Source organism: Pseudomonas sp. Z1-12 (assembly GCF_051132015.1).
In the GTDB taxonomy this organism is placed as follows: Bacteria; Pseudomonadota; Gammaproteobacteria; order Pseudomonadales; family Pseudomonadaceae; genus Aquipseudomonas; species Aquipseudomonas zanjanensis.
This window is the reverse complement of the sequence record NZ_CP071647.1, coordinates 4,452,923-4,467,588: the sequence shown is the minus strand read 5'-3', so window position 1 is coordinate 4,467,588 and position 14,666 is coordinate 4,452,923. Positions and strand designations below refer to the sequence as shown.

Here is a 14,666-nt window from a genome sequence, read left to right as displayed (position 1 = left end):
CTCGCTCCCACAGTTTGTCTTGGGCAAGGCACAAGATTAAGTTTTGCCCCGATACCCTGTGGGAGCCGAGCTTGCTCGCGATGGCGTCGGTCCGGTCGACATCGATGTTGACTGATGCTCCGCTATCGCGAGCAAGCTTGGCTCCCACAAACAAAAACGCCCGGCATCAGCCGGGCGTCTTGTATTGACTTGTTAGCGAGCGCGGTAAGTGATGCGCCCTTTGCTCAAGTCATAGGGCGTCAGCTCGACGCGCACTTTGTCACCGGTAAGAATACGAATGTAGTTCTTGCGCATCTTGCCGGAGATATGCGCGGTTACGACGTGCCCATTTTCCAACTCCACACGAAACATGGTGTTGGGCAGGGTGTCGACGACAGTGCCTTCCATTTCGAAGCTGTCTTCTTTCGACATGCAGTAAAGCCCTCGGTATCCAGTGAATGGCCCGGTGCAACTGCGCCAGGCAAAAGCGGCGTGCATTGTGCCCGAAAAAGGGGGTTCAAGCCAAGGGGTTCTAGCTTTTAAGCCGAAGGGGGCTAACTCAGGACAACCCACCGCTGGTTAACCAGCAATTCGATAGGCCGATATTGGGTCTTGTAGTTCATTTTCTTGCAGTTCTTGATCCAGTAGCCCAGGTACACCGCTTCCAGCCCCAGGCGCCGCGCTTCGTTGATTTGCCAGAGAATGGCAAAGCGCCCCAGGCTGCGACGTTCCTCTTCGGGCTCATAGAAGGTGTACACCGCTGAAAGGCCGTTGGGCAGCAGGTCGGTGACAGCGATGGCAACCAGTCGCCCCTCGAGGCGGAATTCATAAAAGCGGGAAAACGGCAGGTCACGCACCAGGAAGGTCGAGAACTGATCCCGGCTGGGCGGGTACATGTCGCCATCGGCATGGCGTTGTTCGATGTAGCGCTGGTACAGGTCGAAGTATTCCTCAGTGAACTGCGGCTTGGCCGGGCGGACCTGAAGGTCGGCGTTGCGCTTGAAAATGCGCTTCTGCTGGCGATTGGGCAAAAACTGCGCCACCGGAATGCGCGCCGGGACGCAGGCGTTGCAATGTTGGCAGTGGGGCCGGTAAAGGTGGTCGCCGCTACGACGAAAGCCCATTTCCGACAGGTCTGCGTAGACATGCACATCCATGGGCTGGCTAGGGTCGAGGAACAGCGTCGTGGCCTGCTCCTCCGGCAGGTAACTGCAAGAGTGGGGCTGAGTGGCATAGAACTTCAAACGCGCCAACTCGGTCATGAATCAACCCTCGGATGAGCTTTAAATCTAATTGTAAGCCAGGAGCGCGGATGTCGCTCAGCAAACCCAGGTCGCACGGTTGGGTTGGTCCAGGTGCGCCTCCAGATACTCGGCGAACCGCGTGCGCGGGATCGAGCGGGCGCCGAGGCTGTGCAGGTGCTCGGTGGGCATCTGACAGTCGATCAGCACGAAACCGGCGGCCTTGAGATGTTGGACCAGCATGGTGAAGCCGAATTTCGACGCATTGTCGGCCCGGCTGAACATGGATTCGCCAAAAAACAGCTGGCCCATGGCCAAGCCATACAGGCCGCCCACCAGGGCCCCTTGGTCCCAGACTTCCACCGAATGGGCGAAACCGCGCCGGTGCAGTTCCAGATAAGCGGTTTGCATGGCCTCGGTGATCCAGGTGCCGTCGGCGTAGTCCCGGGGCGCGGCGCAGGCTTGGATAACCGCGGCAAAATCCTGGTCGAACGTCACGTCATAGCGCTGCTTGCGCAACAGCTTGCACAGGCTGCGGGAGACGTGCAGTTCGTCGGGAAATAACACCGTGCGTGGGTCTGGCGACCACCACAGGATCGGTTGCCCCTCGGAAAACCAGGGGAAGCAGCCGTGGCGATAGGCCTGGATCAGCCGGTCGGCCGACAGATCGCCACCGGCGGCCAATAACCCGTTGGGATCGCGCATGGCTTTTGCCAGTGGCGGAAATTCGAAGCTGTTGCGTTGTAACCAAGTCAGCATGGGTGTCCGGCTTGTAGAAGGGGAGGGCGGGGTGACGGGGCTCGCCCGTCACGAGCACCCGCCGGGAAGGTTAACCGTCAAACGGCCGGGATGTCATCGAGATACTTCTCCGCGTCGAGCGCGGCCATGCATCCGGCGCCGGCGGAGGTAATCGCCTGGCGATAGACATGGTCGGCCACGTCGCCAGCGGCGAATACGCCTTCGATATCGGTCGCGGTGGCGTTGCCTTCGCTGCCGCCGCGCACGAGCAGGTAGCCGTCGCGCATCGCCAACTGGCCCTGGAACAGATCGGTGTTGGGTTTGTGGCCGATGGCAATGAACACCCCGGCCAGGGACAGGGTGCTGGTTTCGCCGCTCTCGCTGTGTCGCAGGCGCGCGCCGGTCACGCCGCTGGCGTCGCCCAGGACTTCATCCAGATTCTGGTTCCAGTGCAGCTTGATATTGCCGCTGCTGGCCTTTTCGAAGAGTTTGTCCTGGAGGATTTTCTCGGCGCGCAGCTTGTCGCGGCGGTGGACCAAGTGCACTTCTCGGGCGATGTTCGACAGGTACAGGGCTTCTTCGACCGCGGTATTGCCGCCGCCAACCACCGCCACCACCTGGTTGCGATAGAAAAAACCATCGCAAGTCGCACAGGCGGAAACCCCTTTGCCGGCGAAGCTTTCTTCCGAGGGCAGCCCCAGGTACTGGGCCGAGGCACCGGTGGCAACGATCAGCGCATCACAGGTATAGGTGCCGCTGTCGCCGATCAATTCGAACGGGCGCTGCTGCAACTTGGCGGTGTGGACATGGTCGTAGACGATCTGCGTGTCGAAGCGCTCGGCGTGCCGTTGCATGCGCTCCATCAGCACCGGGCCGGTCAGGCCTTCGACATCGCCGGGCCAGTTGTCGACTTCCACGGTGGTGGTGAGCTGGCCACCGGCCTGTATGCCGGTTATGACAACGGGTTTGAGGTTGGCGCGGGCGGCATAGACAGCGGCGCTGTACCCCGCAGGGCCGGAACCGAGAATGATCAGGCGGGAATGCTTCACTTCGCTCATAAAAAACACCTCATAAGCCTTTGTCACAAAAGAGAATGCATGGTCCAATTGACGCGTGTGCACCTTGAGTCCGGCTATGCTGCTACCAGCGCGTGGCCAATGCCTTGGCGTCGACAAACCCGTACAATGCATGGGTTTTGAACGCAGGATGACCCAAAGATCAAAATTTTCCGCCGCACCGGCAGTTTTCTGGATGCACCTCACAGTGGTAAAAGTAGTACCGGTTGTGCACATTCACTTTTTTACCTGCTCGTCATGGGCAGTTTTTTATAGTCATTCAACAGATGGACGCGCCGTTGGCGCAGGAAAAGAAGCGTTTTGAAGAAATCCACCGCAGCACCCAAACCAGTCGTTCCGCTCTGGCGCCAGCAATTGCACTACCGGCTCAAGGAAGGTGCGTTGATCGCCATCGGCGCCCTGTGCCTGTTCCTGATGATGGCCTTGCTGACCTACGGCAAGGACGATCCGGGCTGGAGCCATAACAGCAAGATCGACGATGTGCAGAATTTCGGCGGTCCGGCCGGCTCCTACAGCGCCGACATCCTGTTCATGGTGCTGGGCTATTTCGCCTATATTTTCCCGCTGCTGCTGGCGATCAAGGCCTACCAGATCTTCCGTCAGCGCCATGAGCCGTGGCAGTGGAGCGGCTGGCTTTTCTCCTGGCGCCTGATCGGCCTGGTGTTCCTGGTGCTGTCGGGGGCCGCGCTGGCCCACATCCATTTCCATGCGCCCACCGGCTTGCCGGCCGGGGCGGGCGGTGCCCTGGGGGAAAGCCTCGGCGACCTGGCCAGGAACGCCCTGAACATCCAGGGCAGCACCTTGTTGTTCATTGCCCTGTTCCTGTTCGGCCTGACGGTGTTCACCGACCTGTCCTGGTTCAAGGTCATGGACGTCACCGGCAAGATCACCCTCGACCTGATCGAACTGATCCAGGGCGCCGTCAACCGCTGGTGGGCGGCGCGCACCGAGCGCAAGCAACTGGTGGCGCAACTGCGTGAAGTTGACGACCGCGTCCACGACGTGGTGGCCCCGACCACACCGGACAAGCGCGAGCAGGCCAAGGTCAAGGAACGCCTGATCGAGCGTGAGCAGGCGTTGAGCAAGCACATGTCCGAGCGCGAAAAACAGGTGCCGCCGGTCATTACCATGGCCCCGCCGAAGCCGCCGGAGCAGAGCAAGCGCGTGCAGAAAGAGAAACAGGCGCCGCTGTTCGTCGACAGCGCGGTGGAAGGCACCTTGCCGCCGATCTCGATCCTCGACCCGGCCGAGAAGAAGCAGCTCAATTATTCCCCCGAATCCCTGGCGGCCGTCGGCCACTTGCTGGAGATCAAGCTCAAGGAGTTCGGCGTGGAGGTCTCGGTGGACTCGATCCACCCGGGCCCGGTGATTACCCGTTACGAAATCCAGCCGGCCGCTGGCGTGAAGGTCAGCCGCATCGCCAACCTGGCGAAGGACCTGGCGCGTTCCCTGGCCGTGACCAGCGTGCGGGTGGTGGAAGTGATTCCCGGCAAGACCACCGTGGGCATCGAGATTCCCAACGAAGACCGGCAGATCGTGCGCTTCTCCGAAGTGCTGTCGACGCCTGAGTATGACAACCACAAGTCGCCGGTCACCCTGGCCCTGGGCCACGATATCGGCGGCAAGCCGGTCATCACCGACCTGGCGAAGATGCCCCACCTGCTGGTGGCCGGTACCACCGGTTCCGGTAAGTCGGTGGGGGTGAACGCGATGATCCTGTCGATCCTGTTCAAGTCCGGCCCGGAAGACGCCAAGCTGATCATGATCGACCCGAAAATGCTCGAACTGTCGATCTACGAAGGCATCCCGCACCTGCTGTGCCCGGTGGTCACCGACATGAAGGACGCCGCCAACGCCTTGCGCTGGAGCGTCGCCGAGATGGAGCGCCGCTACAAGCTGATGGCGAAGATGGGCGTGCGCAACCTGTCGGGCTTCAACGCCAAGGTCAAGGAGGCCGAAGAGGCCGGTACGCCATTGACTGACCCGTTGTATCACCGCGAGAGCATCCACGACGAAGCGCCGCTGCTGCACAAGCTGCCGACCATCGTGGTGGTGGTGGACGAATTCGCCGACATGATGATGATCGTCGGCAAGAAGGTCGAAGAGCTGATCGCCCGTATCGCCCAGAAGGCCCGTGCGGCCGGTATCCACCTGATCCTCGCCACACAGCGGCCGTCGGTGGATGTGATCACCGGCCTGATCAAGGCCAACATCCCGACCCGCATGGCGTTCCAGGTGTCGAGCAAGATCGACTCGCGGACCATCATCGACCAGGGTGGCGCCGAGCAATTGCTGGGTCACGGTGACATGCTCTACATGCCGCCCGGCACCAGCCTGCCGATCCGTGTGCACGGCGCGTTCGTTTCTGACGACGAAGTGCACCGCGTGGTGGAAGCCTGGAAGTTGCGCGGCGCCCCTGAATACAACGACGACATCCTCAACGGTGTCGAAGAAGCCGGCAGCGGTTTCGAAGGCAGCAGTGGCGGCGGTGACGACGATGCTGAAACCGATGCGCTCTATGACGAAGCGGTGCAGTTCGTCCTGGAAAGCCGTCGGGCCTCGATTTCCGCCGTACAGCGCAAGCTGAAGATTGGCTACAACCGCGCCGCCCGCATGATCGAAGCCATGGAAATGGCCGGGGTGGTGACGGCCATGAACACCAACGGTTCGCGCGAAGTACTGGCGCCGGGCCCGATGCGCGACTAATGACCCGGGCGGCCTGCTGAAGCGTCGCCCGAACCCCCACGACTTCATGAGGACTCCCATGCGCCTGATTCGCATGCTGCTGTTGCCCGTACTGGCCTTGTCTACTTTCTCGGCCCACGCCGGCGAAAAGGACGTGGCTCGCCTGACCCAGTTGCTGGGCGGCTCCCAGACCCTGACCGCACGTTTCTCCCAGCTGACCCTCGATGGCAGCGGCACCCAGTTGCAGGAAACCGCCGGCGACATGGCCCTGCAGCGTCCGGGCCTGTTCTACTGGCACACCGATGCGCCAGCCGAACAGCTGATGGTCTCCGATGGCAAGAAAGTCTCCCTGTGGGACCCGGACCTGGAACAGGTCACCATCAAGACCCTCGACCAGCGCCTGACCCAGACCCCGGCGCTGTTGCTCTCCGGTGACATTTCCGAGATCAGCCAGAGCTTCGACATCACCTCCAAGGAAGCCGGTGGCGTGATTGATTTCACCCTCAAGCCCAAGACCAAGGACAGCCTGTTCGACAGCCTGCGCCTGTCGTTCCGCAATGGCCTGGTCAACGACATGCAGTTGATCGACAGTGTCGGCCAGCGCACCAATATCCTGTTCACCGGGGTCAAGGCCAATGAGCCGATTGCCGCGTCCAAGTTCAAGTTCGACATCCCCAAGGGTGCCGATGTGATCCAGGAATAATCCGAGATAACGCCTGTGGGAGCGAGCCTGCTCGCGAAGGCGGCGGATCAGTTGGAATTGATGTGACTGACCCACCGCTATCGCGAGCAAGCTCGCTCCCACAGGGGAACTGAGTTGTTCGTCGTTTAACTGATCGGCAACAGGACCCAGCGGAGGTTTTGTAGTAATCATGGACCTGTTTCGAAGCGCCCCGATTGCCCAGCCATTGGCCGCCCGCCTGCGCGCGACCAACCTGGATGAGTACGTCGGCCAGGAACATGTGCTCGCCCGCGGCAAGCCTCTGCGCGAGGCGCTGGAGCAGGGCGCCCTGCACTCGATGATCTTTTGGGGCCCGCCGGGCGTCGGCAAGACCACCCTGGCGCGGCTGCTGGCGGAAGTCTCCGACGCGCACTTCGAAACGGTGTCGGCGGTGCTGGCCGGGGTCAAGGAAATCCGCCAGGCGGTGGAAGTCGCCAAGCAGCAGGCCGGGCAGTACGGCAAACGCACGATCCTGTTCGTCGACGAAGTGCACCGGTTCAACAAGTCCCAGCAGGACGCGTTCCTGCCCTACGTCGAAGACGGCACGCTGATTTTCATCGGTGCCACCACCGAAAACCCCTCGTTCGAACTCAACAACGCCTTGCTGTCGCGGGCGCGGGTCTATGTGCTCAAGAGCCTCGACGAAACGGCGATGCGCAAGCTGGTGCATCGGGCGCTGACCGAGGAGCGTGGCCTGGGCAAGCGGCATTTGAGCCTCAGCGATGAAGGCTTCCAGATCCTGTTTTCCGCCGCCGATGGCGACGGTCGACGCTTGCTCAATCTGTTGGAAAACGCCTCGGACCTGGCCGAAGACGACAGCGAGATTGGCGTCGAGCTGTTGCAAAGCCTGCTGGGCGATACCCGCCGGCGTTTCGACAAGGGCGGCGAGGCGTTCTACGACCAGATTTCGGCGCTGCACAAATCGGTACGTGGCTCCAATCCCGACGGTGCCCTGTACTGGTTTGCGCGGATGATCGATGGCGGCTGCGATCCGCTGTACCTGGCGCGGCGCGTGGTGCGCATGGCCAGCGAAGACATCGGCAATGCCGACCCGCGGGCCCTGAGCCTTTGCCTGGCGGCGTGGGACGTGCAAGAGCGCCTCGGCAGCCCGGAAGGCGAGCTCGCCGTGGCCCAGGCCATCACCTACCTGGCCTGCGCGCCGAAGAGCAACGCCGTGTACATGGGCTTCAAGGCCGCGATGCGCAGCGCTACCGAGCACGGTTCCCTCGAAGTGCCGCTGCACCTGCGCAACGCGCCAACCAAGCTCATGAAGCAGTTGGGCTATGGCGATGAATACCGTTACGCCCATGACGAGCCGGACGCCTATGCGGCTGGCGAAGACTATTTCCCCGATGAACTCGACCCCCAGCGCTTCTACCAGCCGGTGCCTCGGGGCCTTGAACTGAAGATCGGCGAGAAGCTCAACCACCTGGCGCAACTGGATCGCCTGAGTCCACGGCAGCGGAGAAAATCTTGATCCCCTTGATACTGGCCGTTTCCGCTGGCGGCGTTGCCGGCACCTTGCTGCGTTTCGCCACGGGCAACTGGATCAACGCAAATTGGCCGCGGCACTTCTATACCGCGACGCTGGCCGTTAATATCGTGGGCTGTCTGCTGATCGGCGTTCTATACGGTCTGTTTTTGATTCGCCCGGAAGTGCCCATCGAGGTGCGGGCCGGGCTGATGGTTGGCTTTCTCGGCGGCCTGACGACTTTTTCATCCTTTTCACTGGATACGGTGCGCCTGCTGGAAAGCGGGCAGGTGCCGCTGGCCCTGGGCTACGCGGCCATCAGCGTATTCGGCGGGCTGCTCGCCACCTGGGCCGGCCTGTCCTTGACCAAACTTTGATAACGAGAGACCGACATGCTCGATTCCAAACTGTTACGTAGCAACCTCCAGGACGTAGCGGACCGCCTGGCTTCCCGTGGCTTTGCCCTGGACGTCGCGCGCATCGAAGCGCTGGAAGAACAGCGCAAGACCGTCCAGACCCGCACCGAAGCCCTGCAGGCTGAACGTAACGCGCGCTCCAAGTCCATCGGCCAGGCCAAGCAGCGTGGCGAAGACATCGCGCCGCTGATGGCCGATGTCGAGCGCATGGCGGGCGAATTGAGCGCGGGCAAGGTCGAGCTGGACGCGATCCAGACCGAACTGGATTCGATCCTGCTGGGCATCCCGAACCTGCCTCACGAATCGGTGCCGGTCGGTGAAGACGAAGACGGCAACGTCGAAGTGCGCCGTTGGGGCACGCCGACCACCTTCGATTTCCCGGTGCAGGACCACGTGGCGTTGGGCGAGAAGTTCGGCTGGCTCGACTTCGAAACCGCCGCCAAGCTGTCGGGCGCGCGTTTCGCCTTGCTGCGCGGGCCGATCGCCCGTCTGCATCGGGCCCTGGCACAGTTCATGATCAACCTGCACGTGACCGAGCACGGCTACGAGGAAGCCTACACGCCGTACCTGGTCCAGGCCCCGGCGCTGCAAGGCACCGGCCAGTTGCCGAAGTTCGAGGAAGACCTGTTCAAGATCAGCCGCGACGGCGAGGCCGACCTGTACCTGATCCCGACCGCCGAAGTCTCGTTGACCAACATCGTCGCTGGCGAGATCGTCGACGCCAAGCAACTGCCGATCAAGTTCGTGGCCCATACGCCGTGCTTCCGCAGCGAAGCCGGGGCGTCGGGCCGCGACACCCGTGGCATGATCCGCCAGCACCAATTCGACAAGGTCGAGATGGTCCAGGTCGTCGAACCTTCGAAGTCCATGGAAGCCCTGGAAAGCCTGACCGCCAACGCCGAGAAAGTCCTGCAACTGCTGGAACTGCCGTATCGCACCCTGGCGCTGTGCACCGGCGACATGGGCTTCAGCGCGGTGAAGACCTACGACCTGGAAGTCTGGATCCCGAGCCAGGACAAGTACCGCGAGATTTCGTCGTGCTCCAATTGTGGCGACTTCCAAGCCCGCCGCATGCAGGCGCGCTTCCGCAACCCGCAAACCGGCAAGCCGGAACTGGTCCACACCCTCAACGGCTCCGGCCTGGCCGTAGGGCGTACCCTGGTGGCCGTGCTGGAAAACTACCAGCAGGCCGACGGTTCGATCCGGGTGCCCGAGGTATTGAAACCCTACATGGGCGGCATCGAGGTCATCGGCTAAATGGACTATCTGCCACTGTTCCACAACCTGCGCGGCAGCCGCGTGCTGGTGGTAGGCGGCGGGGAAATTGCCTTGCGCAAGTCCCGCCTGCTGGCCGATGCCGGCGCGTTGTTGCGGGTGGTCGCACCGGACATCGAACCGCAGTTGCGGGAACTGGTCAGTGGCAGCGGCGGCGAGTGTGTCCAGCGCGGTTATCTGGAGACGGATCTGGACGGTTGCGTGCTGATCATTGCCGCCACCGACGACGAACCGCTCAATGCCCAGGTTTCGGCCGACGCTCATAAGCGTTGCGTGCCGGTCAACGTGGTGGACGCGCCGGCCCTGTGCAGCGTGATCTTTCCGGCCATCGTCGACCGCTCCCCATTGGTGATAGCAGTGTCCAGTGGCGGCGATGCGCCGGTGCTGGCGCGGCTGATCCGGGCCAAGCTGGAAACCTGGATTCCTTCGACTTACGGGCAACTGGCGGGGTTGGCGGCGCGTTTCCGCAATCAGGTCAAAGGTTTGTTCCCCGATGTCCAGCAGCGCCGGGCGTTCTGGGAAGAAGTGTTCCAAGGCCCCATCGCCGACCGTCAGTTGGCCGGGCAGGGCGGCGAAGCCGAGCGTCTACTACGGGAAAAGATCGACGGCCAGGCGCCGAACGCGCCGGGCGAAGTCTATCTGGTGGGGGCCGGGCCGGGTGATCCGGACCTGCTGACCTTCCGCGCCTTGCGCCTGATGCAGCAGGCGGACGTGGTGTTGTACGACCGCCTGGTGGCCCCGGCGATCCTCGAACTGTGCCGGCGCGACGCCGAGCGCATCTACGTCGGCAAGCGCCGCGCCGACCATGCCGTGCCCCAGGACCAGATCAACCAGCAATTGGTCGACCTGGCCCGCCAGGGCAAGCGTGTGGTGCGGTTGAAGGGCGGCGATCCGTTCATTTTCGGCCGTGGTGGGGAAGAGATCGAAGAGCTGGCGGCCCATGGCATCCCGTTCCAGGTTGTTCCGGGCATTACCGCGGCCAGTGGTTGCGCGGCCTACGCCGGGATCCCGCTGACCCATCGCGACTACGCCCAGTCGGTGCGTTTCATCACCGGCCATCTCAAGGACGGCACCAGCGATCTGCCGTGGGCCGACCTGGTGTCCCCGGCGCAGACGCTGGTGTTCTACATGGGGTTGGTTGGCCTGCCGATGATCTGCAACGAGCTGATCAAGCACGGCCGTGCGGCGGACACGCCGGCGGCGTTGATTCAGCAGGGTACGACGTCCAACCAACGGGTTTTTACCGGTACCTTGGCGGATTTGCCAAGGCTGGTGGCCGAGCATGAGGTGCATGCGCCGACGTTGGTGATTGTTGGGGAAGTGGTGCAGTTGCGCGAGAAGTTGGCCTGGTTTGAAGGGGCTCAGGGGCAGGTCTGACGACCGCGTTGTTCCCATCGCGAGCAAGCTCGCTCCCACATTTGATCGGGTTCGGCCAAAGAATCAGCGCCAACACCAATCCAATGTGGGAGCGAGCTTGCTCGCGATGAGGCCCTCAAATACAACGAAGATCCAGGATCAGCTCTCAGCCCGAAGCCAAATCCCTTTCCCACTCAACCGCTCCCGATCATGGGCGACGGTAAAGTCCTGCTTCGGCCCCTTGGGCACGATCCCATTCGGATTGATGGTCTTGTGGCTACCGTAGTAATGGCCCTGGATGTGGGTGAAATCCACGGTTTCGGCAATCCCCGGCCATTGGTACAGCTCTCGCAGCCAGTTCGACAGGTTCGGGTAATCGGCGATGCGCCGCAGGTTGCATTTGAAGTGGCCGAAGTACACCGCGTCGAAGCGGATCATCGTGGTGAAGAGCCGGATGTCGGCCTCGGTCAGGTACTCGCCCGCCAGGTAACGACGGTCTGCCAGCAACGTTTCCAGCCAATCCAGCTCGGCAAATAATCGGTCGAAGGCTTCTTCGTACGCCGCTTGGGTCGTGGCGAATCCGGCCCGGTAGACGCCGTTGTTCACCGCCGGGTAGATGCGCTCGTTCAACGCATCGATCTCGCCGCGCAGGTGTTCGGGATACAGGTCCAGGTCGTTGCCGGTCAAGCCGTCGAAAGCACTGTTGAACATGCGGATGATTTCCGCCGATTCGTTGCTGACGATGCGTTGTTGCTGTTTGTCCCACAGCGCCGGCACGGTGACGCGGCCGGTGTAGTCCGGCGTGTCGGCGGTGTAGCGCTGATGAAGGAATTGCAGATCGTCGAGTTTGTCACCCGTGGAGCCGTGGGCCTGGTCGAAGGTCCAGCCGTTCTCCAGCATCAGGTAGCTGACCACCGAGACATCGATCAGGTTTTCCAGGCCCTTGAGCTTGCGAAAGATCAGCGTGCGGTGGGCCCAGGGGCAGGCCAGGGAGACATATAAATGGTAGCGCCCGGCCTCGGCGGCAAAGCCGCTCTCGCCGGAAGGGCCGGCGCTGCCGTCGGCGGTCACCCAATTGCGGCGTTGCGCCTGCTCGCGCTGGAAACTGCCGTCCTTGCTTTCATACCACTGGTCCTGCCAGCGGCCCTCGACCAACAAACCCATCTGAATGTCCTCGCTCAATAATCATTGGAGACGAGTCTATTCCGATAGGTTCGAACTAAAAGCGCAAAGGTTGGGCGTTAATGATCGGTTAAATCGAACGGTCCCGAGCCGCCCAGTACTGTTGGGCCTTTTCAAACGCTTCTTCGCGGGGATGGCCCAGGCCGCGCAGAGCTAGGGCCATGGTGGCGATCAGCGCCAGTTGCGGGTAGCTGTCCTCGACGTCACCACGCCAGATTGCCTTCAAGTGCTCAGGGTCGAGGCGCTCGGGTTTGACGTGGCGCTGCTCGGCCAGTCGCGGCCATTCTTCGTCCCAACTGGCGCCGCCGGTGGTGCCATACAGGTGGCTATCGGCATCCGGGTTGATCTCGATCTCGCCGCCGTCGCCCTTGATCACGATGGCGGTATCACCGAGCAAGCCGCTGGCATCGCGATGCACGGCCTGGTAGCCCGGGTGAAAGATGCTTTGCAAGCCGCAACGAGCCGCCAGCGGATTGAGGATCCGCGCCAGGGAATGGATCGGCGAGCGCAGGCCCAGGGTGTTGCGCAGATCGATCATGCGCTGCATTTGCGGCGCCCAATCCACCAGCGGCATGAAGGCCAGGCCGCCGTTGTCCAGCGCGCTGCCGACCTGTTGCCAGTCCCGGCACAGCGGGATCCGCAGCAAGCCCAGCAATTGTTCGGTGTAAAGCCGCCCGGCGGTGTGAGCGCCGCCGCCGTGCATGAAAATCCGCACGCCGTTCTGCCCCAGGCATTTGGCCGCCAGCAGGTACCACGGCAAATGGCGCTTCTTGCCGGCGTAGGTCGGCCAGTCGAGGTCCACCGTCAACGCCGGAACCACCAGGCGCTCACGCAGGGCTTCGGTGAAGCCGGCCATTTCCTCGGCGCTTTCTTCCTTGTGCCGCAGCAGCATCAGGAAGGCGCCCAGTTGGGTGTCCTCGACTTTTTCATCGAGGACCAGGCCCATGGCTTCGCGGGCTTCTTCGCGGGTCAGGTTGCGGGCGCCGCGCTTGCCTTTGCCAAGGATGCGCACGAACTGGGCGAATGGGTGTTCGGCCGGGGTTTCAAGGGTCAGCGCTGGGAAGTCGGTCATAAGCAATTCGTCGGTTTGGGCAGGCCCGCCAGCTTGGCGGCGAGTTTGGCGGGAGTGCCTTTGAACAATCGGTTCAGGTGCAGGCTGTTACCTTTGTCCGCCCCCAGTTTCAGCGCCGTGTATTTGATCAGCGGCCGGGTCGCGGGGGAGAGTTGGAATTCGTCGTAGAAGCCGCGCAGCAGTTCGAGGATTTCCCAATGTTCGGGGCTCAAGTCGATGTCTTCGGCGGTGGCCAGGGCGGTGGCGACTTCGGCCGACCAGTCGTCCAGGTCGGCCAGGTAGCCGTCCTTGTCCAATGCGATGGCGCGACCGCTCACGTTCAGCGTATTCATAGCCAGGTGTTGACCTTGTCGTGCTCGATCGACAGCTCGACGAAACCTGAATAGTTGATGGCTTCGGCCCAGTCTGGCGTGTCCAGGGCGCGGGCCTGTAAGTCTTCGGCGAGCACGAACAGGCTCACGCCCGCAGCCTGCAGCACGTCAAACGGTGGGCTGCCCGGTTGCAACGCGTACGTCGCGTCTCCACACAACAGCAGCGCATCCTGATTGCCCAGTACCCGCAGGCAACTGGCGAGGCGGTTGTCGCCGAAGGGCGAATGAGACAATACATGCAAAGTCGACATCAGAGGGTGATCACCTGGTCGTAGCGGTCGATGAGCGCGGCGATGTCCGCTGCACCCAGTACTTTCACCTCGCCCAGCGCCAGGGCATCGGTGGCGACGCCGCGTTCGGCGGCGCTGTCGGCGCAGAGAAACAGGTCGTCGACACCGAACATCGGCAAGGCCTGCAGGTTGGCGCTCAGGTCCTTTTGCTGGACGGCCTTGGCGTTCTGGCCGGCGCTGAGCTGGAACACGCCGTCATCGAGAAACAGCAGGCCGATGGGCAGGTCGAACGCCCCGCCCGCGAGGACGATGTCCAGCGCTTCGCGGGCACCGGGACCAGACCAGGGGGCTTGGCGGCTGATCAGCAGTAAAGACTTGGCCATCACGCGCCTCCAAAACAGATCAAGCGGTCGGCGTCCTGGATTGCGTCGTGCAACTGGCCCAGCCCGGACAAGGCCCAGGGCGCTTCGACACTGGCCGCCGAGCGCTGATAGCGCTGGGCCTCTTCCTCGTTCAACACGCCACGGCGCAACGCTGCGGCGATGCAGACCACGCCGTCGAGCCGGTTCTCGCTGACAAAGGCGCGCCACTGCTGGGGCAGGTCCTGCTCGTCCTGGGGCGTGACGACACTGGCACAGGCGTTGTAGACGCCGTCCTGATAGAAAAACAGCCGTACGATCTCATGTCCACCCGCCAGCGCCGCCTGGGCAAACAGCAAGGCACGGCGCGAGGAGGGCGCATGAGCGGCGGAAAACAGCGCGATGGCGAACTTCATGACAGACCCGATCAGCAAAACTGCGGCCATGATAAAGCTTTATGGGCGGTGGGGCGATTGCCAGGGAAGGGTGAGATT

16 protein-coding genes are annotated in these 14,666 nt (G+C 62.5%); 6 read left to right on the top strand and 10 right to left on the bottom strand.

Annotation, left to right across the window (positions count from 1 at the left end; all coding sequences use genetic code 11):
• Nucleotides 1-192: 192 nt before the first annotated feature.
• The 4 genes from infA to trxB form a co-directional block, all read right to left on the bottom strand.
• On the bottom strand, nt 193-411 hold the full coding sequence (gene infA, locus J3P85_RS19030) for a translation initiation factor IF-1 (RefSeq protein WP_002553999.1): 219 nt from the start codon (nt 409-411) through the stop codon (nt 193-195).
• A gap of 122 nt (nt 412-533) precedes the next feature.
• The gene (locus tag J3P85_RS19025) at nt 534-1,241 is read right to left on the bottom strand and encodes an arginyltransferase (RefSeq protein ID WP_186710162.1); all 708 of its coding nucleotides are present in this window, start codon (nt 1,239-1,241) and stop codon (nt 534-536) included.
• A 57-nt stretch (nt 1,242-1,298) separates the two neighbouring features.
• On the bottom strand, nt 1,299-1,979 hold the full coding sequence (gene aat / locus J3P85_RS19020) for a leucyl/phenylalanyl-tRNA--protein transferase (RefSeq protein WP_434702963.1): 681 nt from the start codon (nt 1,977-1,979) through the stop codon (nt 1,299-1,301).
• Between the two features lie 77 nt (nt 1,980-2,056).
• Nucleotides 2,057-3,016, bottom strand: coding sequence for a thioredoxin-disulfide reductase (gene trxB / locus J3P85_RS19015; protein WP_434702962.1), 960 nt, complete (start codon nt 3,014-3,016; stop codon nt 2,057-2,059).
• A gap of 318 nt (nt 3,017-3,334) precedes the next feature.
• Between trxB and J3P85_RS19010 the strand changes: the two genes are divergently transcribed.
• The 6 genes from J3P85_RS19010 (at nt 3,335) to cysG (ending at nt 10,979) form a co-directional block, all read left to right on the top strand.
• Nucleotides 3,335-5,740: a DNA translocase FtsK gene (locus J3P85_RS19010; protein WP_186710172.1), complete on the top strand. Its 2,406-nt coding sequence runs from the start codon at nt 3,335-3,337 to the stop codon at nt 5,738-5,740.
• A gap of 58 nt (nt 5,741-5,798) precedes the next feature.
• Nucleotides 5,799-6,422, top strand: coding sequence for an outer membrane lipoprotein chaperone LolA (gene lolA, locus J3P85_RS19005; protein WP_186609279.1), 624 nt, complete (start codon nt 5,799-5,801; stop codon nt 6,420-6,422).
• A 169-nt stretch (nt 6,423-6,591) separates the two neighbouring features.
• Nucleotides 6,592-7,917 carry a replication-associated recombination protein A gene (locus J3P85_RS19000; protein ID WP_434702961.1) on the top strand — a complete coding sequence of 442 codons (1,326 nt, stop codon included), beginning with the start codon at nt 6,592-6,594 and terminating at the stop codon, nt 7,915-7,917.
• Complete coding sequence (gene crcB, locus J3P85_RS18995; protein WP_018608522.1) at nt 7,914-8,288, top strand: fluoride efflux transporter CrcB; 375 nt, start codon at nt 7,914-7,916, stop codon at nt 8,286-8,288. The genes J3P85_RS19000 and crcB overlap by 4 nt, the downstream gene beginning before the upstream one ends.
• A 15-nt stretch (nt 8,289-8,303) precedes the next feature.
• Nucleotides 8,304-9,584, top strand: coding sequence for a serine--tRNA ligase (gene serS / locus J3P85_RS18990; RefSeq protein ID WP_434702959.1), 1,281 nt, complete (start codon nt 8,304-8,306; stop codon nt 9,582-9,584).
• Nucleotides 9,585-10,979 (top strand): siroheme synthase CysG, encoded by a 1,395-nt coding sequence (cysG, locus tag J3P85_RS18985; protein ID WP_434575177.1) that lies wholly within the window; start codon nt 9,585-9,587, stop codon nt 10,977-10,979.
• Between the two features lie 138 nt (nt 10,980-11,117).
• On the opposite strand, the gene J3P85_RS18980 is transcribed toward cysG, so the two are convergent.
• The 6 genes from J3P85_RS18980 to tusD all read right to left on the bottom strand — a co-directional run bounded on the left by J3P85_RS18980 (nt 11,118) and on the right by tusD (nt 14,588).
• A complete protein-coding gene (locus J3P85_RS18980; RefSeq protein WP_434702958.1) occupies nt 11,118-12,122 on the bottom strand; it encodes a glutathione S-transferase family protein in 1,005 nt (334 codons plus the stop codon).
• Nucleotides 12,123-12,210: 88 nt separating this feature from the next.
• Complete coding sequence (locus J3P85_RS18975; RefSeq protein WP_434702957.1) at nt 12,211-13,212, bottom strand: glycosyl transferase family protein; 1,002 nt, start codon at nt 13,210-13,212, stop codon at nt 12,211-12,213.
• Nucleotides 13,209-13,544 carry a TusE/DsrC/DsvC family sulfur relay protein gene (locus J3P85_RS18970; RefSeq protein WP_434702956.1) on the bottom strand — a complete coding sequence of 112 codons (336 nt, stop codon included), beginning with the start codon at nt 13,542-13,544 and terminating at the stop codon, nt 13,209-13,211. The genes J3P85_RS18975 and J3P85_RS18970 overlap by 4 nt, the downstream gene beginning before the upstream one ends.
• Nucleotides 13,541-13,834, bottom strand: coding sequence for a sulfurtransferase complex subunit TusB (gene tusB / locus J3P85_RS18965; RefSeq protein ID WP_250962979.1), 294 nt, complete (start codon nt 13,832-13,834; stop codon nt 13,541-13,543). Before tusB ends, J3P85_RS18970 begins: the two co-directional genes overlap by 4 nt.
• Entirely contained in the window at nt 13,834-14,196 is a 363-nt protein-coding gene (gene tusC / locus J3P85_RS18960) for a sulfurtransferase complex subunit TusC (protein WP_186710189.1), read from the bottom strand. Before tusC ends, tusB begins: the two co-directional genes overlap by 1 nt.
• Nucleotides 14,196-14,588, bottom strand: a complete 393-nt coding sequence (tusD, locus tag J3P85_RS18955) for a sulfurtransferase complex subunit TusD (protein WP_434706404.1) — start codon at nt 14,586-14,588, stop codon at nt 14,196-14,198. The genes tusC and tusD overlap by 1 nt, the downstream gene beginning before the upstream one ends.
• Between the last annotated feature and the right edge of the window lie 78 nt (nt 14,589-14,666).